Origin of the sequence: Paenibacillus melissococcoides (assembly GCA_944800085.1) — a bacterium.
Lineage (GTDB): Bacteria > Bacillota > Bacilli > Paenibacillales > Paenibacillaceae > Paenibacillus_B > Paenibacillus_B melissococcoides.
The window spans coordinates 40,088-59,167 of sequence record CALYLO010000004.1 but is presented as its reverse complement, the minus strand read 5'-3'; the positions used below and the strand labels follow the sequence as shown (position 1 = coordinate 59,167).

The window sequence follows — 19,080 nt, the reverse complement described above, 5'->3', positions numbered from 1 at the left end:
TAAATCCATCCCATCATCTATTTGAACAAGTCAGGATAGATCGCTTTCGCCACATCCTGCAGCGCTTCGGCCACACGCGGACCGGGCCGGCTCAGCTTATTGTTGTCCAGTCCGACCAGCTGATTATCCTTGATCGCGGTGATGTTGTCCCAGCCGCTGCGTCCGCGGATAATGTCTTCCAGCGTCTTGTTCGTCTCGCTGTCGACGAGATCCTTCGCGAACAGAATGACGTCCGGATTCGCCTTGATGATGTTTTCCTCATTAATCTGATTCCAGCCGGTCATGTCCGCGGCCGCAATATTGACCCCGCCCGCCAGCTCGATCAGCTCGTTCATGAATTCGCCGCTGCCGACGGTCCAGCCTGGCGAGAATTCAATATAGACCTTCTTCTTCTCGGTAACGCCCTTGACCGCTTCCGCTACGTCATCGCGCACCTTTTTCATCTGATCGGTAATCTCTTTCGCTTCCTTCTGGTGATCGGTAATGAGGCCGTACAGCTCGATATTGCTGATTACGTCGTCATAGGTTTTCGGCTCGACCTTGAAAATTTCAATGCCCAGCTCGCGGAATTTGTTGACGGCTTCTTCCTTCATCGAGATGCCGGTAAATACGACATCCGGCTTCGCCGCAATGATCGCTTCCTCATTCGGTTTCGTGATGCCGCCCATTTTCGGCTTCTGGGACGCTTCTGCCGGGTAGTCGTCATAATCGGACACGCCGACGATGTTGTCGCCAAGTCCAAGGGCAAATAACGATTCCGTCTCTGCCGGCGATACGGAGATGATCCGTTCCGGCGCCTTGTCGAACGTGAATTCATGCCCGGTCGCATCCTTCACCGTCAACGGATAGGTCGTCTTCGCTGCTTCGGATGACGCATTGCCGTTCTCCTGCTGCTGCGCAGTCTCAGGAGCCTTGTCCGCCTCTTTCGCCGGCGCCGCTCCGCAAGCTGCCAGGCTCAAAGCCAGCACGGCCGCTGCCGCGACCGCTATCGTTTTGTTCCACCATTTGCTCATCATGTTTTATCTCCCTCACTTCCCTGAATATATATGCCTCATTCGTTGCCGAAGCGGTGCAAATGCCGTTCCTTCCCGCGGAAGGGCCAACTCCGATTCTTCCCCGGCACGGCATCCTGCCTGTCCGGTTCTCCAGCCGCTTCAAGGCGGGATTGTCAAAGAGCCACAAACACAAAACCCCCGATCCTGGGATCGGGGGAACGCAGTCTCCTGGATGGGATCTTCCAATCTGATCTGCCTGGCGATCACAAGCTGTTCGACAGCATGTCCGCTCAGCAGCAACGGGAAGTCCGTTCCAATGACGCCGCTCCTCTCCGCGAAGGAAATAACTCGTCCTCCTATCGGGCAGGTCTCCTGACTTAGGAGCATCTTGCCGAGCTCGCCTTCCCATCGGCGGATTCGCTTGAATCCGCGCAGACAGTGGCATTGTGAGCGCAGCACTCCATTTACAGTGGCGGGACCGTGCCGGATTCGCACCGGCTTCCCTATTATCCTTGGGCACAAGCTCAATGCTCATGCGGCGCAAGGACCCGATAGATTGCTATTCGCTTGTCTTCCAATCATAACTTGACTATTGATTATAGGGGAATTGCCCTGTCCTTGCAATAACATTCCTCACATACCGCAGGGCATCTCATACTGCAAGACATCTGTTTGTTCCGCCGCTTCAACTGCCGTTCGTTCCATCAAGGCAGCCGCTCCGCCCGCAGGAACTTCCAGCGGCGGGGAGACTTTGCAGCCGTAATCAAGATCCCCGCCCCGATCGGGACGGCCGCTTCCCAGAACGTCTTCTTCGGGAAGGCGAGCGTGTACAGCCTGCGCACCATGCCTCCATGCGTAACAACCAGCACATCGGGCCGCGCCTCATACGCGTTGCCTACCTGGCGCGGACGCTTCCGGCGCAGCCAGGCCGTTCTGCCCCGCTCGCCGCCCTGATTGGGCACGTCCCTGTCCGGCTCGCATTCCCGCCGGTGACGATTCCCGCGGAGGCCTTGACCCGCCGCCACAGCCGTCTGTCTGCCGGCCTTCTGCAGAATCTCCCACCAGACATGCGCCGTCCGCGTGCTGAAGGTCTGCCATGGCTCGCCGCGCGGCGGCTGCACGGAGGTCATATCGTCCAGCCAGCGGCGGTAGGACGGATCCTCCTTCAGATCGTTGTACGTCAAGCCTTCCCACATGCCAAAATCGTATTCGCGCAGCCTTGTGTCGACATGAGCCCGTTCCGCATCGCGCGGACGCAGCTGTGCCAGCGTCTCTCGGCAGCGGCGCATATCGCTCGTATACAGGAGCGGCGCCGGATGGGCCACCGCCCTGCGCATCGGCCGCAGCACCTCTTCCGCTTCCGGAAGCAGCGGGCTGTCCGTATAGCTGATATACCGCCGCTCCACATTCGCCTGCGTCAGCGAATGTCTAACGAGCGCGAACCGCACGATGACGCTGGACGCGCCCGCGCGGCGGCGGATATGCCGGGTGCCGCAGCGCGGAGGCCGGGCTTGTCGTCTAGCTCCTGCTTGACGCCGCCTGCGGCGAACGGGGGGAGCTTTGTATGTGCGCTTTTGTTTCATTTCATCCCATTACTCCTTCATTCGCCTTTCGTCTACAGGAGCCATCCGCCGCAGGCCCAGAGGACGCTTGCGGCCAGGATGGCGAAGAGCAGCGTGCTTCGGGTCAGCAGCCCGCACACTGCCGCAATATGTTCCCCTCCCGTCTCGACGACGGGATCGCCCATATAGGCGCGGAAGGAACATACGCCTTTGTAACAATTCAATCCGCCAAGGCGGATGCCGAGCGCCCCGGCGGCGGCCGCTTCCGGCCAGCCGCTGTTCGGGCTCGGATGCTTCGGCGCGTCGCGCAGGGCCGTCTTCCATGCCCGCTTCGCGTCATAACCGAACAGGGCGCAGATTACGATCAACAGCGCGGTCAAGCGCGCCGGTATCCAGTTCGCCAGATCGTCAAGCCGCGCGGAGGCGTAGCCGAGATTGGCGTATTTCTCATTTTTATAGCCGACCATGGAATCCAGCGTATTGATAGCCCGGTAGGCCATAGCCAGCGGCGCGCCGCCGATGGCCGCGTACAGGAGCGGCGAGATGACGGCATCCATAATATTTTCGGCCACCGTCTCGACGGCGGCGCGGGTAATTTCCGGTTCATCGAGCGTCCCGGTGTCCCTTCCCACGATCATGCCGACCTCGCGCCGCGCTCCGGGCAGATCCCCCGCCGCCAGCCGGGCATGGACGGCCATGCCGGCATCGCGGAGCCCTTTCGTAGCGACGGTCGTGCCGATCAGAAGCGCCTCCGCCGCCGCGCCCAGCCAGACGTTGACGGCATAGAGCCCTGCCAGCACCGCCCACGTCAAGCCAAATGCCCCGCCCGCCATCACCAGCGGCAGCAGAAAGCCCAGCGGCTTGAGCGCCGCTTCGGACGGAGCCGCCCTCCGGATAAGGCGTTCCAGGGCCGAGATCGCTTTCCCCATGCCGATGACCGGATGGGGAAGCCACCTCGGATCGCCAACGATCCGATCCCATAGATATGCTGCGATGATTATTAATGCCGCGATCATGATTGCTCACCTGACTCCTCTTGCCTGCAGCCCGCTCCTCCACTGCCGCTGCGGCCGCGTTCCCCGGCTGCCTGGCAAGTGGCGCGCCTGCTTCTCTTATTCGAACAGCGGCCCGTCGTCTTCCCGCTACGTGCGCACCGACTCCGCCACGGTGCCGTACACCAGCCGTCCCAAGGCGGCGCCCAGCGTCGTCGCCGTACCCGCATAGCGATGCACGGCCTCGTGGCGCCCGCTGTCGACGATCGCGATCGCCACCGCATCGGTCGTCGTCCCCGTCGCGAGGCGGCCCGTCTCCCGGTCGATCACCCTCAGGTCGTCCAGCGCGGCGCACTTGGCTTCCGTTGCGGTAATGACCGCATTCCATACCGCCGCTTCCGCGAGCCTGCCATCCAGCACGATGATCGTATTGATCGTGCCCGGCTTCAATGGCTCGTAAGCGGAGTACACCTGCCGCGGCAGCCCGGCGCGGGCGGCGTTGCCCGTTCCGGCCGTCGTCACGCACAGCAGGGAGAAGCCGTCGCCCTCCTCTTCCATGAGGGACGCATGGGTCACCTTCGCCGCCGTCATCAGGCCGACGGTCGTATCCGGAGCATACCCTTGCTGCAGGCAAATCTCCTTCATATATGCGACCGGATCGGAGCAATCGAAGCCCGACCGAACCATCCGGTTCATGATGCGCGACGCCAGCCTGGAGCCCCCTCCGTTCCATACCGCGCTGCTCCATACCGGAGCCCGGTGCGGCAGCTCCACGGTCATGGTCTCGCTCCCCCAGCTTACCGTCACGCCGGGCACGACTTCCGATGCATAGCTGCGAATGCCTTCGCGGCAAGGCTGCATCACGCTTCCCCCTTGCTTGTCCGATCCGCCCGCGCTCTGTCCTGAGAGATACCTTTCTAAAAAGGTACTGATTCCTGTCACTTCCCCGGTTATGAGTTACCGGAATTTTTCACACGAACACGCGCTTGCAGAGCGGGCTTCACCATAATAATCTATCGAGCCGAATGCCGGACATCCTTACCTCTCGTTCCTTCTATCCCGGCAACGGGCAAAGGCAATGGATGGAGGCCTCTGCACATTGCAGGATCCACATCTTATAAATGTAACACAGCTTGCAGGGCCTCGACTAGACGTTTATTTGCCTGACGGTCCTTCACCGCGATGCGGAAATGTCCGGCCCCAAGCCCTGCATACCCGTCACAATTGCGGATCAGGACGCCCCGGCGTCCAAGTTCTTCCTGTAAGCGCCGGGCGGTCCACGGCGCCGCCGCCTCCGCCAGCAGGAAGTTCGCCTGGCTCGTCCACAGCCGCAGGCCAAGCGCGGCCAACTGCCCGCTCAGCCAGTCCCGCTCGCCGGCAATCAGGCTTCGGGTCCGTTCCGCATAGTCCTCCGCCGCTTCGTCAAGGAGCAGCGCCTCGCCGGCCGCCAGCGCCAGCCCGTTCACGCTCCATGTGACCTGCTTCGAAGCAAGCGAGCGGATCATATCCGGATGGCCCGCCGCATACCCGAGGCGAAGGCCCGGAATGGCATAAAATTTCGTCAGCGACCGGATAACCAGCACGTTCCGCCTGTCCGCCGCGAACCGCAGCAGACTCGCCTCTTCCTCGTCCGGGAGAAAATCGATGAACGCCTCATCCACAATCAGCAGCGTTCCGTTCCGCTCCGCCAGCCGCCCCGCTTCCTCCAGCATCCGGCGCTCGTATACGGCGCCGGTCGGATTGTTCGGCTGGCCGAGGAAGACCATATCGGCATCCGCGACCAGCCGTTCCAGCTCCGGCCACTCCGCCCGGTAATCCCGGGAAGCCTGTCCGATGACGCGCACGACGTCCGCGCCGAATTGCCTTGACAGCGCCTCGTATTCCGAGAAGCAGGGCGCCACCACGCCGACGGTGCGCGGCGCGTGCGCCAGAATCGCCAGCGCCATGCACTCGGCCGCGCCGTTGCCGATCAATAACTGCTCGCAGCCCACCTGAAGGCGGCGGGACAGCGCCTCCTTCATCCGCCGGTGCCCCGGATCGGGATAATGAATAATGCCGGCCAGCTCCTCCCTGAGCCGCGCCATGACGGACGGCGGCGGTCCGAGCGGATTGATGTTCGCGCTGAAATCCACGAACTCGCCGCTCGATCGCCCGAATGCCTCCGCTGCCGTCCATACGTCCCCGCCATGTCCAAACCGTTCTATTATGACCATAAGCCCCTCCTTGAAGACGGACAGACGGTCGCGTACAATATCCCTATAGCGGTCGTTCCAACGGAACTCCGCCATCGTCAATCGGTCCGGTCTGCCCTGTTCTGCCGTACGCTCCGCACTCCCCGGTCCAGCCTGAAGGCAGGCGGAGGAAGCAGGACGCGCATGATTTCTCATGGTACATTATGCGTAACGCAGACCCATTCGTCAAACGGTTTTTCCTTTTCTACGAAATGCCGAAAAACATTGGCACATCGCACACTGTAACGCTGCTGTTAAATGCTGTATAATCACATTGCAGACCGGTATTGGCGCAATGCTATGTCAAGCTCAAGGAGGTTCAATTATGTCGGTGCATCACAAAACATCATGGGCATCCCTGGGCGCCGCCATTATCGTCACTACCTATTACGCGGTGATACTGTTTCGCCTCAAAGGCGACATCGGTTTGTACAGCACAGAGATGATGGCGCTGGCCCGCAACGTATTCGGCGTCGCCGCCGTCGTGCAGGCCGTTATGTACTTCGTGAACTTCATGTCCAAAGACGAGCCCGAAGACAAGGAATTGTCACGTCTGATCTCGCTGCAGGCGAACCAGATGGGATTGGTCTTCCTCGTGCTCTCGGTTGCCTGCTGCGCGGCTTATCTGATCTATGTGTCCGATACAAGCACTCTGCTGCTGTCCCCGCTCGTCAGCGCTCATTTGCTGGTCAGCGTGCTGCTGGCCGCCTGGATCATCAAGTACACGGTCGAGCTGCTGCTGTACTACCGCTATCAGAAAGCGGACTCCTCAGACCTTCCCTAATTTTGAAAACGATTACTTCGGTTCCTGACATTGACAACATGAAGCAAGCGCAGCGGCCCTGGGCCCTGCGCTTGTCAGTGATAAGTATGATTTTAAGATAGCTCGGTGAAGCGTTCCGACGCGTCCGTACGCGGGCGGGACGGCGGAATCTCATCGAAATGCCCCATGCGCAGCACCCCGACGATCTTCTCGCCCGGCTGCACCCCAGCCATTTCACGGAACTTGCGATTGTAAATATAGTCCCCGGTGTGCCACAGCATTCCGAGGCCGCGTTCCCACGCCAGCAGTTGGAAGTTCTGAATCAGGGCGCTTACGGCCGCCAGATCCTCTTCCCAAATGTTCGGCCGCGGATCCTCAGGCATGACGACGATAAGGTAAGCAGGCACGGCCAGATTCGTCCGGATGAACTTCTCCTTTTTCTCTTCGTCCCAGCCTCTCATCTTCGTTCCTTCGACCAGATCCATCACGCAGCGCACAAGCCGGTTCTTCGCCTCTCCTGCCGCATAAATGAACCGCCACGGCTCGCGAAGCCCGTGATTGGGAGCCCAGACGGCATCGTTCAGCAGGGACAGCACCAGTTCCTTGTCGACAGGGCGATCCGAAAAGCGATGAATGCTCCGGCGTTCCCGGATTGTATTCGCAATTGACATTGTTTATCCTCCTTGAATGCCTTTTTTCTCCTAATCTCTTTCTATGCATCCGATACTCCCATTATATTTGATAACGATTATCAATATCAAATACAAGTTGTGTTTTGTTCCAAATTGATTACAATTAACAGAAGAAGGAGGCGGACGAGCCATGAAGTTTATCGACAATCAAGGCATCACCGACCCTCGCGTCAACCTGGCGATCGAGGAATTTGTCCTGAAGCATTTGCCGCTGGAAGAAGACAGCTATTTGTTATTCTATATCAACGAGCCTTCCATCATTATCGGCAAAAATCAAAATACGATCGAAGAAATCAACAGCGATTACGTCAAAGCGAACAACATCCACGTTGTGCGCCGCCTGTCGGGCGGAGGCGCCGTGTATCACGATACAGGCAATTTGAATTTCAGCTTCATCACGAAGGATGACGGGCAGTCGTTCCACAATTTCCGCAAATTCACGCAGCCGGTCATCGATACGCTCCGCTCTCTCGGCGTCAATGCCGATTTGACCGGACGCAATGACATCCAGGTTGGAGAGCAGAAAATCTCCGGCAATGCCCAATTCTCCACGCGCGGGCGCATGTTCAGCCACGGCACGCTGCTGTTCAATTCGGAGATGGAGCATGTCGCCTCTGCACTCAAGGTCAAGCCGATCAAAATCGAATCCAAAGGAACGAAATCGATCCGTTCCCGCGTCGCCAACATTTCCGAGTTTCTCGCCGGACCGATGACCATCGGGCAGTTCAAGGACGCGATCCTGCGCCATATTTTCGGCATGGATCCGGATCAGGTGCCCCAGTACAAGCTGACGGAGCAGGATTGGGAGACGATTCACCGCATCTCGCGGGAACGTTATCAGAACTGGGATTGGAACTATGGCTCATCGCCGAAGTTCAACGTGGAGCACTCGAAAAAATTCCCGGCCGGAATCGTCGACGTGCGCATGGATGTCGAGGACGGATTGATTCAGCGCATGAAAATATACGGCGACTTCTTCGGGGTCGGCGAAGTCAGCGATATCGAGGCGCGCTTGCAGGGCGTCCGTTATGAGGAACAGGCCATTCGCGAAGCGCTTGCCGATATGGATATCAACCACTATCTCGGCAATATCAGCGCGGAAGACTTCATCGGACTCGTCATGCTGAACGAGTAGATCAATAGGCCCGGACTGTCTTGGATGCCAAGACGGCCCGGGTCTGTCTATGTTTTGGGGCCGCGCATGGGCGCCAGGCCGTCAATCATCAGTATACTTTGTCCTGCACGGCCTGAGCCGTCCGATGGAGAGCGCGGTGCGCCCTCTCCTTCGCTTGGAGCGCCACGGCGGCGGACAACATGTCGAGCACGTGAATTTGCGCGATTTTGGAAGAGAAAGCCCCGCCCTGAAGCGGCGTCTCCTTCGCGTGGACAAGCAGAATCGAATCCGCGTATTTCGTTATCGGCGATTTGGCGTGACTCGTGAGGCAGATGAAAAAGACGTTGTTCTCCTTCGCCAGGCGCACGGCATCGACCAGCTCCTTTGTGCTGCCCGAGGTGGAGATGCCGAACACGACATCTTGATCGGTCATCAGCGCCGCGTTCATCGCCATCACATGCGGATCCGATATCGCCTCGCCCGCGTATCCCAGCCGCATGAAGCGGTACTGCGCATCCATCGCGGTCATCGCGGACGAGCCGACGCCGAAGAAAAAGATCCGATTGGAACGGATGATTGCTTCCACCGCTGCTTGCAGGTCCTTCATATTCAGCAGGGACAGCGTATGCTCCAGCGAAGCGGCGTTCTCCAGCGTTATCTTCTGCGCCACGGCCGCCAGATCGTCCTCCTCGACGATCTCGCTCTCTTCATGCTTGAGCGGCGTCATCAGATCTTTGGCCAGGGACAGCTTGAACTCCTGGTAGCTGGTATAGCCCAGATTGCGGCAGAACCGCAGCACCGACGTCTCGCCGGCATCCGACTTCTCGGCCAGATCCGTCACCGTCGCGTACAGGACCTCGTCCGGGCTTCTCAGCACGTAGTCCGCGATTTTCTTCTCCGTTTTCGTTAATGAAGGATATAAGCTCCGCATCAGGAGAAGCGTGTTCGTATGCTCGCCAGTGGTCATCATGGATTCACTTCCATTCCTCGTTCTCCCCTCATTATATCGAACCGGAAAATAAGCCGTCCACACCGATTCCCCCCAAGGTTCGTTCGTGCGTTCCCGCCCAGCATGCAGGAAAGCGGATCGAGGCCAATTCGCTGCGTTCTTGCCAACTCGCCGCGCCTGCTGTAAAATTTGAAAATTCATGTGCACATCAAAGGAGCGTCGCTTGCGGTGAAACATCGAAAATTCACATCGGACTTATGCTTGTTGTTTGTCGCTTTCGTATGGGGAAGCACCTTCCTCGTGGTCCAGCATGCCGTATTCGTTCTGCCCCCGCTGGCCTTCAACGCCGTAAGATTCGCCGGGGCCGCGCTCCTGTTCGGCCTCGTCGCGCTGCTGGGCAGAAGGCGGCGCCAGAGCAACATCCGATCAGACACGCGAGCGCTGCTTCTGCACGGCGCGCTGCTGGGCGCGTTCCTGTTCGGGGGCTACGCCTTCCAGACCATCGGCCTCGTATACACGACGACAACCAATGCCGGCTTCATTACCGGACTGTCGGTTGTGCTCGTGCCCTTTATCAGCCTGTGGCTGGCCAAGCAGCGACTGCAGCCCCGTACCTGGATTGCGGCCGCTCTGGCGCTGGCCGGGCTCTATTTTCTCGCCTTCAATGGCGGCGCGGTTCACTTGAATGAGGGTGACGGCTACGTGCTCCTGTGTTCGTTCTGCTTCGCCCTCCATATCGCCTTCACCGGGAAATATGCGGCCACCCATAATACCGTTCTGCTCGTGACGGTGCAGTTCGCGGTCGTCGCGCTGGCCGCCGCCGGCAGCTCCTTCCTGTTCGAGCCGCAGCTTACGGGAGCGGCGCTGTGGGAAGCGCTGGCGGAGCCGAAGGTCATCGTCGCCCTGCTGATCTCCATCTGTATCTCCACCGCCTTCGCGTATTGGGCGCAGACATGGTGCCAGCAATACACCTCCGCCAGCAGAGTCGCCGTCATCTTCGCGATGGAGCCGGTCTTCGCCGCCATTACGGGCGTTACCTTCGCCGGAGAGACGGTCGGCCTGTGGGCGATAATGGGCTGCCTGTTAATTTTGGCGGGAATGCTCGTCGCTGAATTGAAATGAGGCCGGCATGCGGTACAATAGAGGGAGAGATTCTTGCAGCTATTGAATATCATCGGAGCGCCGGTCTGACATAGAGAGAGTGCCCGGGCGGCTCGGAAAAAGGAGAGACATCGACATTGTACAAGCTTATTGCCATTGATATCGACGATACGCTCATTACGGATGACAAGGAGATTACGCCCGGCACGAAGCGCGCGCTGGAGCTGGCTGTCGCCGCTGGCGCTGCGGTCACCCTCGCCACGGGCCGCATGTATGCGTCCGCCCGCAACCTGGCCATGCAGACCGGATTGAACGTTCCGCTCATCACCTATCAGGGCTCCCTCGTGAAAAACGTGATGGACGGCCATATATTGTACGAGCGGGCGGTGCCGAAGGAAGCGGCGATGCGCCTGCTCCGCTATTGCGATGAACGCGGCCTTCATCTTCAGCTCTATATCGACGATCATCTGTACGCCCGCCAGGAAAATGACAAGCTGATCGCTTATGCGCAGCTATCTGATATTCCTTATACGATCGAACCGGATTTCGATCGGCTGCTCGCTTCCCCTTCCACCAAAATGCTCATCATTGACGAGCCAGCGACGCTGGACGCGGCCGCCGCCGAATTGAAAGAGCTGCTTGGGCCGGATGTCCATATTACGAAGTCCAAACCTCACTTCCTGGAAATAACGCACCGGGAAGGCACCAAGGGCAGCGCCCTGCGCCATTTGGCGCAGCATGTCGGCTGCAGCTTGGAGGAGACGATCGCCATCGGCGATTCGTGGAACGATCATGATATGATCGAGACGGCCGGCCTCGGCGTCGCCATGGGCAATGCCGTCGACTCGCTCAAGGGGGTGGCCGATTACGTGACGCGCACCAACAATGAGGAAGGCGTGCGGCATGTCATCGAGAAATTCGTCCTGAACCAGGCGTAACGCCTGCCTTCCGCCGCCGGGCCCGTTCCCGGCGGCTTGCTTATTATTGCAGTGGAATGACCATCCCCGTGCGGGCCAGCGTTACCGAGTCCGGCAGCTGGGGATAATTCTCCCGAAGGTCGACGCCGTGAGACAAATGAGTGAACACCGTCTTGCGCGGCTTCACCTCGCGAAGGACCTCCACCGCTTCCCGCATGTCATAGACGGAGCGGGTCTCGTAAGGGGCCTCCTCATGGACGAAATTCGTCCCGAGAATCAACACATCCAGCGCCCGGAACCAGGCCAACTCCTTCTCGCCGAGCCCGATCGCATCCGAGGCATAAAGCCAGCTGTGAACCTCCGGCTTGTTCTCGCTTGCGGGCCTGCCGCTTGTCCATGGATCGAAGCGATAGGCATATGAATAGCCATTCTTGCCGTGATTGACGCGTATAGGCTGAATGCTCCACTCTTTCCAGCGCCACGGCCCTTCGATATATTGGAACTCAATATACCTTTCCAGCCAAGGGTACATCGTCCGGATCGTCTCTCCGACCTCGGCCGGCATCGTCGCCCGCCCCTTCCGCTGCAGCCAGCGGCAGGCATCCGCGTAGGCCGTCAAGCCTGCGATATGATCCTGATGGGCATGCGTAATCAAAATATCATCCAGCCAGAACAGCCCCGCTCTCTCCATCTGCCCCGTCCAGTCGGGGCCGCAATCGACGAGCAGACGTTCCTCGCCCCGTTCGAGAAGCACGGACGAACGATAGCGCCGGTTCACGCCTTCCTTCCTCGCCTCCTCGCATACCGGGCAAGCGCAGTATACTCGCGGCACGCCCATCGAGTCGCCGGTTCCCCAGAACGTGACGCTCCACCGTCTGCCGGATTTGTCGGAACTTTCGCCGGAACCCTCTTCGCCATGGAATAGTCCTGGAAGCTCCATCGATTGGTCTGTCATCTCTATTCCTCCTCTAGAACAGGCGGTGCCTTTACAATATCCATATGATTTTGTCGGCAATTCTCCATTGTTCTCCTATCATGCTTCCAGTATAATCGGTTTCAAATCGATATGCATGGCAAACAAGCGTCAGCCTTCAGATTTGCTTGCCGACGAACACACCGCCGACAGCTGGCCGCCTCGATAATTCAAGGATGCTTTTACATATCGTCAACAACCGAAGGAGGCCTACTCATGACTGTTCGCTTACAAACGAGCCGTGTGGAAATCGTCGCCCATCGCGGCTACGCTGCCCTTTTTCCCGAAAATACGATGATCGCGTTCCGGCGGGCGCTTGACATGGGCGCGGATGCGCTGGAGATCGACGTGCACCATTCGGCTGAAGGGGTCCCGGTCGTCATTCATGACGACACGCTGGACCGGACGACCGATCGCTCGGGACCTGTCCGGAGCAAGACCGTGGCCGAGCTGCAGCAGGCGGACGCCGGCATCAAATTCCATCCGGATTACGCCGGAAACGGCATCCCTCTCCTCGAAGAGGTGTTGGCGCTGCTGTCCGAGGACCAGGCCGGCCTGCAGCTGGAATTGAAGGAGCGCATTAACGAGCAGGAAGCGGCAGGGCTGCTGCATTTACTGGATACCTATAAATTGACGAAACGCACCATGATTATTTCATTCCACGTGGATAATTTGCGATTGATTCGAAGCCTGCATCCCGATATCGAGGTAGGCTGGCTCTCCGACAAATTGGTCGATCTCGACCTATTGACCGGACTCGGCCATGCGGCGCTGCTGCTGCAATATCACGCCGTCTTGAAACATCCTGACATCGTCGCCACCGCCCGGGAGAAGGGCTTCAGTCTCGCTGCATGGACGATCCGCGACGAAGCCGATGCCCGCAAGCTGTACGCTCTGGGCGTACGCCGCATAACGACCGACATTCCATTGAAGGGCGTCTTGCCCGCCTCGGAATAATCCGGGAGCGTGAGGGAGTCTTTCGCGGTGAGCCAACGCTTAGCGTATCCCCCTCGGAGCAAAATTTATCGCCTCGCTCAAGGCACGATGTGCCGACTGAGCGGGGCTTTTTTGCCTTCAACTGAACAATCCGCTCTGTGCTTGGGGCACATCCCCCTCTTCTCATCCTTATAAGCAATCTCCCATCCCCTCAGAAAACGAGCACATTTCTGACTGAAGGGGAGAGTGCGCATAGGGAACCGTACATGGCAATGCACTGATTTATGGCATACACCTTGGCACGATGCGACAGAAATTGCGTTACGCTCAGGCATACTGCGTTATTCACGCCGCCGCTTTGCAAACCTTCTTCAAGCTGTGCAAGGGCACGATTTCTATTCCCTTTTTTCGCATGCAGAACAGCGGTCACTGTTGATTTTACGTTATCTTTAATATGAGGATACGGATAAGTCATAAACTGTTTCAAATATGATTCGCTTGATACCAATAGGGATATGTAATGCGAAAACGAGGCCCACCCATAGACAATCAGATGATATTACTATCCCGCCTGACTTACCTCTTCAGAAGTTTTCGGACACGCCTCTAGCCGTGTCCTTCGCACTCTTGTAGAAAGCGCATACAATTTTAATATACATGTCCTCGTAGGACGCGACATGTTCGTGAAAATAACACAGAACGTTGCTGGGAATTTCAATCTACGCATCCACGTAGGATGCGACTATGTTACGCCGGAGCAAGCCCGGCAGATCGAACAATTTCAATCCACGCATCCGCGTAGGATGCGACAAGGCTTCGACCTGCGGGAATGATCGAGTTAGGCGTATTTCAATCCACGCATCCGCGTAGGATGCGACTGTCGGCCCACCCAGAGGCAGACTTAGAGCAGTACAGATTTCAATCCACGCATCCGCGTAGGATGCGACGGGAAAAACGCTGAAGATATTAAGACCATGTTTAATTTCAATCCACGCATCCGCGTAGGATGCGACAGCGAAAAATAACATAAAATATAACAATGCAATCAGTTTTTTGCAAAAACCTCGGAGCAAATGAGAGATTTAGCTCGAAATAGCCTTGAAACAATTAACTTTCACAAACTGAATTGGATAACATTTCAATAAATATGGTGCGAATCCCCCAGGGATTTCATGTGCACTTCACATTCGCACCGGTTTATTGAATCTTTTTTTCCATTTTATTCGGGTTTCTTTTTTCAGTATATCACAGGGATCCAAATGACGGTTAACTTAAGACTATTCTGAACAAGCACTGAGTTAGATCGCCCTCTCAATAGAGAAACCGAAAAATCGGAAACTCCGTGGAGTGGATATGAAAGCATAGACTCGGCTAGATTCCCCCCCTGTTCCCCACCGCTTATAATCAGGTATAATAAAGGAAAAGATGGTAGGAAGGAGAGGCTTGTATGGGGACGGAAACTGATGAACACAACACGGTACATCACCGCCACGATACGTCATATCGCTTCCTGTTGTCCAGTAAAAAGCTGTTTGTCGAATTGCTTCGCTCCTTTGTTCAAAAAGAATGGGTGGAGCGCATAGACGAAACGAATGTGCAGGAAATCCCCCATTCATTTGTCCTGCAAGATTTCAAGCGGAAGGAAGCCGATTTGGTGTACCGCGTGAAGCTGAATGGACAAGATGTCGTGTTTTATTTGTTGCTGGAAATGCAGTCCACAGTGGACTTCCTGATGCCATACCGTCTTCTGCTTTATCAGGTGGAGATCTGGCGTTATCTTATGAAAGACCAGGAAAAAACAAAGGGCAAGCCGAAAGCATTCCGGTTGCCTCCCATTGTGCCGATTGTGCTGTACAATGGGAAGAGACGCTGGACCGCCAGCCGCCAATTTCGCCACCTGTTAGCCAATGAGACGATGTTCGGTTCGGAACTTCTTAATTTTGAATATGTGCTTATTGATGTTGCTCGATATACGGAAGAAGAGTTGTTGGCTCTTTCCAATACGATTGGTTCTGTCTTTTTGCTCGATCAGACGGAGGATCAGGCGGAATTGCTGGATCGGCTCGGCAAACTGATGCATACCATACAGCAATTGCCGGAGGATAGCCAGCAGAAATTAGTCTCCTGGATGGCGAATATTTTAAGTCAGAAATTGCCGGAAAATGAACCGCATTTGCGCGAGCTTATCCAGAACGAAAAAGGAGGCGTGTCGGTTATGGGGCTTGAAAAAACCTTGGATGCCATTAAGCGCGAGGGAAGACGCGAAGGCCGAAGAGAAGGTCTTCGACAGGGTCTACAAGAAGGTATACGAGAAGGCAGAAGAAAAGGGCTGCAAGAAGGTATACAGGAAGGCCGAAGAGAAGGCAAGCAAGAAGGCAAGAGGGAAGCAAAAGAAGAAGTGGTCAAACAAATGCTTGCCGAAAATCTGGATCCTGAATTGATCGCGAGAGTAACAGGCTTCTCCTTAGACATGATCACACAGTTAAGAGAGAGATCCCATTAATTCATATTTCCGGCCGTTTTTCAGTTCGAAACGGCTTTTTTTATTTTCCATAACACCTGAGCAACCTTCCGAACGGAAAATCAGATTGCTGGTCTCCCTCTTAGTAAAACAGCTTACATGAAAGAAGATGTACACGCTGAAACAGATATTGGCGAGCACCCGTTTTTAAGGCAAAGATGTCAACCGAGATATCGAAAAGATCGCATACCAATCTGTCAGAGAGCGATGAAGCGTCAAGCTTACCTGCTCTCTGTCGATCCCCGGCACCTTAGGAAATGGAATAAAGGCGATTTCAATTCACTCATCTGTGTAGGATGCGACGCGCATCTTCTTACTGTCTATGGACATGTATACGAATTTCAATCCACGCATCCGCATAGGATGCGACAGCGAAAAATGACATAATATATAACAAAATAAATACTTTTTTGCTTAAATTTCACGTCAAGTGAGGATAGCGTTTAAAATAAGCCGCAACTAATTAACTTGTAAAAATTAATTTGGATAACTTTTCAATAAAGTTGGTGCGAATCCCCCGGGAATTTCATGTGCACTCCACATTCGCACTTGAAACGAAATGAGATTTTTGTGCATCAACCGGAATAAATACCATTTTATCATTGTCCTCATTTAAAGTGTATATCATGCTTCCATACCTTGCGCTAAATCCATGACAGACAGCTTTAAGCAAAAAAACAATTCAAGAGGAGTGCTTCCCCCATCTATCAAGGCTTTCCGGATACCATCTGTCCCGATGAATCTCTACCTAATCAGCAAAACAATCGCCGCCTCCCGTTTCTGGCAGGAGTGGACGAGGTCCTGAACCCATAATTTGCGTTCGCGAACAGCGCGTGCAGAAGCTTGCGGCCATCGTCGATTTCTTTCTGAGTGGAAGGGAGAATGCTCATAAAGAGCGAGCAAGGTGTATCTCCAACAGCCTCCCCAGCGACACGGGCACTTCCGTTCCCGCAGCGACACGATTAGCACCAACAGCCTCAGCATAATACTTGAACCGGAATCATCCGCACTCGTGAACCTTCCCCCTCTCCATGGCAAAAGAAAATGCGCAGGCATTACCGCCATGCGCAATTCATCCCCGTTCGCTTAATCGGGCTCTATTCTTCAATCCCTGCGAGCACCTCGTACCAGATGCCCCGCTTGCTGTACAGGGTCTCGCGGACATGCTTCCAGCCGCCCATATCTTCGATGCCGAACAATCCCGCCGGCTCGGGATAGCGGTCCGCCGTCTCCTCTCTCACGGACGGAGCGACAGGACGGAACCCGGCTTCCGCCAACAGACGCTGGGCCTTCGGCTCCCGCAAGTAATCGACGAACGCTTGGGCGAGTTCTGTGGTGCCATGCTTTTGCGCATATTGATCGACGACGACGACAGGGTTGTCGATGCGAATCGTCCGCTCCGGGCGGACCAGCTCGTAGGGGACGCCCGCCTGCATGCGGGACAAAATTTCGTTCTCGTAGGTGACGATGACATCGCCTACGCCGTATTCGAAGGCAGCCATCGACGCCCGGCCGCTTTTGTCCATCGAGATGACATTCCGGTGAACGCTCATCAGCAGCTCCTTCGCCCGGCGCGGACCGTTCTCTCCCCGCTCCTTCGCCTCCAGAAGGCCGGCTCCGTAGATCGCGTTAATATCCCATTGGGCGCCGCCCGATGTCTTCGGGTTCGGGTAGAGAACTTGAACGCCGGGCTTGGTCAGATCGATCCAGCCGCGAATCTGATGCGGGTTCCCTTCCCGCGTTCCCAGCACGACGATGGAGCCGGTGACCATGCCTCCATAAGCGTCCCGCGCTTGCCAATCGGCAGGCACCAGTCCGGCCTGTACGAGCTTATCGACATCTCCCTCCATCGAGAAGAGCGCGATATCGGCTTCCAGGCCGCCGGCAATCGATCGCGCTTGCGTCCCCGAGGCTTCATAGGATTCCTGGAATACGACCTGCTGCCCGGTCTTCGCCTTCCAATCGGCCGCGAATTCAGGCAGTATCCGCTGCATCACGTCCTTCACGACGGAATAGGCGCCAATGACGAGCGTAACGCTGTCTTGACCGGACTCCCCCGGCGAAGGAGAGACGGATGCATCCCCTGAGGGGGACTGCTGAGGGACAGATACGGCCGTTGTTGTCTCGTCCTGCCTCTCCTCCTGCACAGAGGCATCCCGGACGCCTGGACTGCAGCCGAACAAGAGGATAAAGATGATAACTGTCGCAATAAAGCCGGATAGGCCGCGTGACTCGTCCCTGTCCATCTTGCCCCTCCTCCGTTCAGCCCGTAATATGAACAGGCATCGGTTCCGTCTTCAACCGGTTCTCGACCACCCAGCTCTCGTCTCCCTCGAACATATAGACGCGATGGATCAGAACCTGGACCTGCTCGCCTGCCTGAAGCTGCGGTCTTTCCAAGGAACGGTATGTCTTCAGCACCAGATTCCCCACCTGGACCTCCACCATCCATTCACTGCCCCGGAAATGGACCGCCTTGACCCGTCCGGACTCGCTCGCCGACGCCAGCCTGACCTCGCCTTCCCTCCCGACCTCGATATATTCCGGCCGAATGAGGGCTCTCATCTCTTCCCCGACATTTAACATCTCAAATCCTTTTAAGGCATAAATATTGTTCAAAATGGTCGATTCCCCAATGAATTCCGCTACAAAAGGCGTCTCCGGCATTTTGTAAATTTCCCATGGCGTCCCTTTTTGCTCGACGCGGCCCTGGTTGATGATCATAATCTCGTCCGCCACCTCAATCGCCTCATCCTGGTCATGCGTCACAAAGATCGAGGTGATGCCTACGCGCTCGATTAACTCCCGCAGCCAGCTTCGCAGCTCCTGGCGAATCTTCGCGTCAATAGCCGCGAACGGCTCGTCGAGGAGCAGCAGCTGCGGCTCCGGGGCCAGCGCCCGGGCGAACGCCACCCGCTGCCGCTGCCCGCCGGACAGCTGATGCGGATACCTCCGTTCCACGCCGGACAGTCCGGTCAGCTCCAAGAGCTCGGCTACGCGTTCGCGAATCCGCGGCTTCGGCCATTTCTGAATATGCAGACCGAAGGCGATGTTGTCATAGACATTCATATGCTTGAATAGCGCATAGTTCTGGAACACGAAGCCGATGCCCCGCTGCTGGGGCGGCACATCATTGACGACGGTGTCCCGGAACAATATCTCGCCTTGGTCCGGATGTTCCAGCCCGGCCAGCATCCGCAGCACCGATGTCTTCCCGCCGCCGCTCGGCCCGAGCAGGCCGATGAGCTGGCCGGCTTCGACCGAGAAGCTAACATCCCGCACGGCGTGATAGCCGCCGAACCATTTATTTAACTGGCGAACCTCGATATGCATG

At 56.7% G+C, this 19,080-nt stretch carries 17 protein-coding genes, 1 CRISPR repeat array and 1 riboswitch; of the genes, 6 read left to right on the top strand and 11 right to left on the bottom strand.

Going from position 1 to position 19,080, the window contains the following annotated elements:
- Positions 1-17: 17 nt before the first annotated feature.
- The 5 genes from OCY70_RS14850 to cobD all read right to left on the bottom strand — a co-directional run bounded on the left by OCY70_RS14850 (position 18) and on the right by cobD (position 5,762).
- On the bottom strand, positions 18-1,013 hold the full coding sequence (locus OCY70_RS14850) for an ABC transporter substrate-binding protein (RefSeq protein ID WP_213427187.1): 996 nt from the start codon (positions 1,011-1,013) through the stop codon (positions 18-20).
- 327 nt (positions 1,014-1,340) lie between these two features.
- Positions 1,341-1,562: riboswitch (cobalamin riboswitch) on the bottom strand.
- Between the two features lie 137 nt (positions 1,563-1,699).
- Positions 1,700-2,578 carry a histidine phosphatase family protein gene (locus OCY70_RS14845; RefSeq protein ID WP_213427158.1) on the bottom strand — a complete coding sequence of 293 codons (879 nt, stop codon included), beginning with the start codon at positions 2,576-2,578 and terminating at the stop codon, positions 1,700-1,702.
- 32 nt (positions 2,579-2,610) lie between these two features.
- Positions 2,611-3,573 (bottom strand): adenosylcobinamide-phosphate synthase CbiB, encoded by a 963-nt coding sequence (gene cbiB / locus OCY70_RS14840; RefSeq protein ID WP_213427157.1) that lies wholly within the window; start codon positions 3,571-3,573, stop codon positions 2,611-2,613.
- A 126-nt stretch (positions 3,574-3,699) separates the two neighbouring features.
- Positions 3,700-4,410: an adenosylcobinamide amidohydrolase gene (locus OCY70_RS14835; protein ID WP_213427156.1), complete on the bottom strand. Its 711-nt coding sequence runs from the start codon at positions 4,408-4,410 to the stop codon at positions 3,700-3,702.
- A 254-nt stretch (positions 4,411-4,664) separates the two neighbouring features.
- A complete protein-coding gene (gene cobD, locus OCY70_RS14830) occupies positions 4,665-5,762 on the bottom strand; it encodes a threonine-phosphate decarboxylase CobD (protein ID WP_213427186.1) in 1,098 nt (365 codons plus the stop codon).
- A 343-nt stretch (positions 5,763-6,105) separates the two neighbouring features.
- Here cobD and OCY70_RS14825 point away from each other — a divergent pair, with 343 nt between their 5' ends.
- On the top strand, positions 6,106-6,564 hold the full coding sequence (locus tag OCY70_RS14825; RefSeq protein ID WP_197259584.1) for a phosphatase: 459 nt from the start codon (positions 6,106-6,108) through the stop codon (positions 6,562-6,564).
- Between the two features lie 92 nt (positions 6,565-6,656).
- Here the strand turns inward: OCY70_RS14825 and OCY70_RS14820 are convergent, their stop codons facing one another.
- A complete protein-coding gene (locus OCY70_RS14820; protein ID WP_213427155.1) occupies positions 6,657-7,214 on the bottom strand; it encodes a nitroreductase family protein in 558 nt (185 codons plus the stop codon).
- A 151-nt stretch (positions 7,215-7,365) separates the two neighbouring features.
- Here OCY70_RS14820 and OCY70_RS14815 point away from each other — a divergent pair, with 151 nt between their 5' ends.
- Positions 7,366-8,370 (top strand): lipoate--protein ligase, encoded by a 1,005-nt coding sequence (locus OCY70_RS14815; RefSeq protein WP_213427154.1) that lies wholly within the window; start codon positions 7,366-7,368, stop codon positions 8,368-8,370.
- Positions 8,371-8,458: 88 nt separating this feature from the next.
- Here OCY70_RS14815 and OCY70_RS14810 read toward each other — a convergent pair whose 3' ends face one another.
- Complete coding sequence (locus OCY70_RS14810; protein WP_213427185.1) at positions 8,459-9,316, bottom strand: MurR/RpiR family transcriptional regulator; 858 nt, start codon at positions 9,314-9,316, stop codon at positions 8,459-8,461.
- 210 nt (positions 9,317-9,526) lie between these two features.
- Between OCY70_RS14810 and OCY70_RS14805 the strand changes: the two genes are divergently transcribed.
- Entirely contained in the window at positions 9,527-10,420 is an 894-nt protein-coding gene (locus OCY70_RS14805) for a DMT family transporter (RefSeq protein WP_213427153.1), read from the top strand.
- A 116-nt stretch (positions 10,421-10,536) separates the two neighbouring features.
- Entirely contained in the window at positions 10,537-11,337 is an 801-nt protein-coding gene (locus tag OCY70_RS14800) for a Cof-type HAD-IIB family hydrolase (protein ID WP_213427152.1), read from the top strand.
- 43 nt (positions 11,338-11,380) lie between these two features.
- Here OCY70_RS14800 and OCY70_RS14795 read toward each other — a convergent pair whose 3' ends face one another.
- On the bottom strand, positions 11,381-12,271 hold the full coding sequence (locus OCY70_RS14795) for an MBL fold metallo-hydrolase (RefSeq protein WP_213427151.1): 891 nt from the start codon (positions 12,269-12,271) through the stop codon (positions 11,381-11,383).
- Positions 12,272-12,505: 234 nt separating this feature from the next.
- Between OCY70_RS14795 and OCY70_RS14790 the strand changes: the two genes are divergently transcribed.
- Positions 12,506-13,246, top strand: coding sequence for a glycerophosphodiester phosphodiesterase (locus OCY70_RS14790; RefSeq protein ID WP_213427150.1), 741 nt, complete (start codon positions 12,506-12,508; stop codon positions 13,244-13,246).
- Between the two features lie 190 nt (positions 13,247-13,436).
- Here OCY70_RS14790 and OCY70_RS14785 read toward each other — a convergent pair whose 3' ends face one another.
- Entirely contained in the window at positions 13,437-13,712 is a 276-nt protein-coding gene (locus OCY70_RS14785) for a hypothetical protein (protein ID WP_213427149.1), read from the bottom strand.
- A 224-nt stretch (positions 13,713-13,936) separates the two neighbouring features.
- Positions 13,937-14,238: a CRISPR direct-repeat array (repeat unit 32 nt; unit sequence ATTTCAATCCACGCATCCGCGTAGGATGCGAC).
- 434 nt (positions 14,239-14,672) lie between these two features.
- Between OCY70_RS14785 and OCY70_RS14780 the strand changes: the two genes are divergently transcribed.
- Positions 14,673-15,728: an Rpn family recombination-promoting nuclease/putative transposase gene (locus OCY70_RS14780; RefSeq protein WP_213427148.1), complete on the top strand. Its 1,056-nt coding sequence runs from the start codon at positions 14,673-14,675 to the stop codon at positions 15,726-15,728.
- A 1,115-nt stretch (positions 15,729-16,843) separates the two neighbouring features.
- On the opposite strand, the gene OCY70_RS14775 is transcribed toward OCY70_RS14780, so the two are convergent.
- Positions 16,844-17,992, bottom strand: coding sequence for a sulfate ABC transporter substrate-binding protein (locus OCY70_RS14775; RefSeq protein WP_213427147.1), 1,149 nt, complete (start codon positions 17,990-17,992; stop codon positions 16,844-16,846).
- A 16-nt stretch (positions 17,993-18,008) separates the two neighbouring features.
- Entirely contained in the window at positions 18,009-19,079 is a 1,071-nt protein-coding gene (locus tag OCY70_RS14770; RefSeq protein ID WP_213427146.1) for a sulfate/molybdate ABC transporter ATP-binding protein, read from the bottom strand.
- Between the last annotated feature and the right edge of the window lies 1 nt (position 19,080).

Bases quoted from the DNA above. Each gene is read 5' to 3' on its own strand.
- OCY70_RS14850 (WP_213427187.1), bottom strand. From the start codon at position 1,013: ATGAGCAAATGGTGGAACAAAACGATAGCGGTCGCGGCAGCGGCCGTG.
- OCY70_RS14845 (WP_213427158.1), bottom strand. From the start codon at position 2,578: ATGAAACAAAAGCGCACATACAAAGCTCCCCCCGTTCGCCGCAGGCGG.
- cbiB (WP_213427157.1), bottom strand. From the start codon at position 3,573: ATGATCGCGGCATTAATAATCATCGCAGCATATCTATGGGATCGGATC.
- OCY70_RS14835 (WP_213427156.1), bottom strand. From the start codon at position 4,410: ATGCAGCCTTGCCGCGAAGGCATTCGCAGCTATGCATCGGAAGTCGTG.
- cobD (WP_213427186.1), bottom strand. From the start codon at position 5,762: ATGGTCATAATAGAACGGTTTGGACATGGCGGGGACGTATGGACGGCA.
- OCY70_RS14825 (WP_197259584.1), top strand. From the start codon at position 6,106: ATGTCGGTGCATCACAAAACATCATGGGCATCCCTGGGCGCCGCCATT.
- OCY70_RS14820 (WP_213427155.1), bottom strand. From the start codon at position 7,214: ATGTCAATTGCGAATACAATCCGGGAACGCCGGAGCATTCATCGCTTT.
- OCY70_RS14815 (WP_213427154.1), top strand. From the start codon at position 7,366: ATGAAGTTTATCGACAATCAAGGCATCACCGACCCTCGCGTCAACCTG.
- OCY70_RS14810 (WP_213427185.1), bottom strand. From the start codon at position 9,316: ATGACCACTGGCGAGCATACGAACACGCTTCTCCTGATGCGGAGCTTA.
- OCY70_RS14795 (WP_213427151.1), bottom strand. From the start codon at position 12,271: ATGACAGACCAATCGATGGAGCTTCCAGGACTATTCCATGGCGAAGAG.
- OCY70_RS14790 (WP_213427150.1), top strand. From the start codon at position 12,506: ATGACTGTTCGCTTACAAACGAGCCGTGTGGAAATCGTCGCCCATCGC.
- OCY70_RS14780 (WP_213427148.1), top strand. From the start codon at position 14,673: ATGGGGACGGAAACTGATGAACACAACACGGTACATCACCGCCACGAT.
- OCY70_RS14775 (WP_213427147.1), bottom strand. From the start codon at position 17,992: ATGGACAGGGACGAGTCACGCGGCCTATCCGGCTTTATTGCGACAGTT.
- OCY70_RS14770 (WP_213427146.1), bottom strand. From the start codon at position 19,079: ATGCATATCGAGGTTCGCCAGTTAAATAAATGGTTCGGCGGCTATCAC.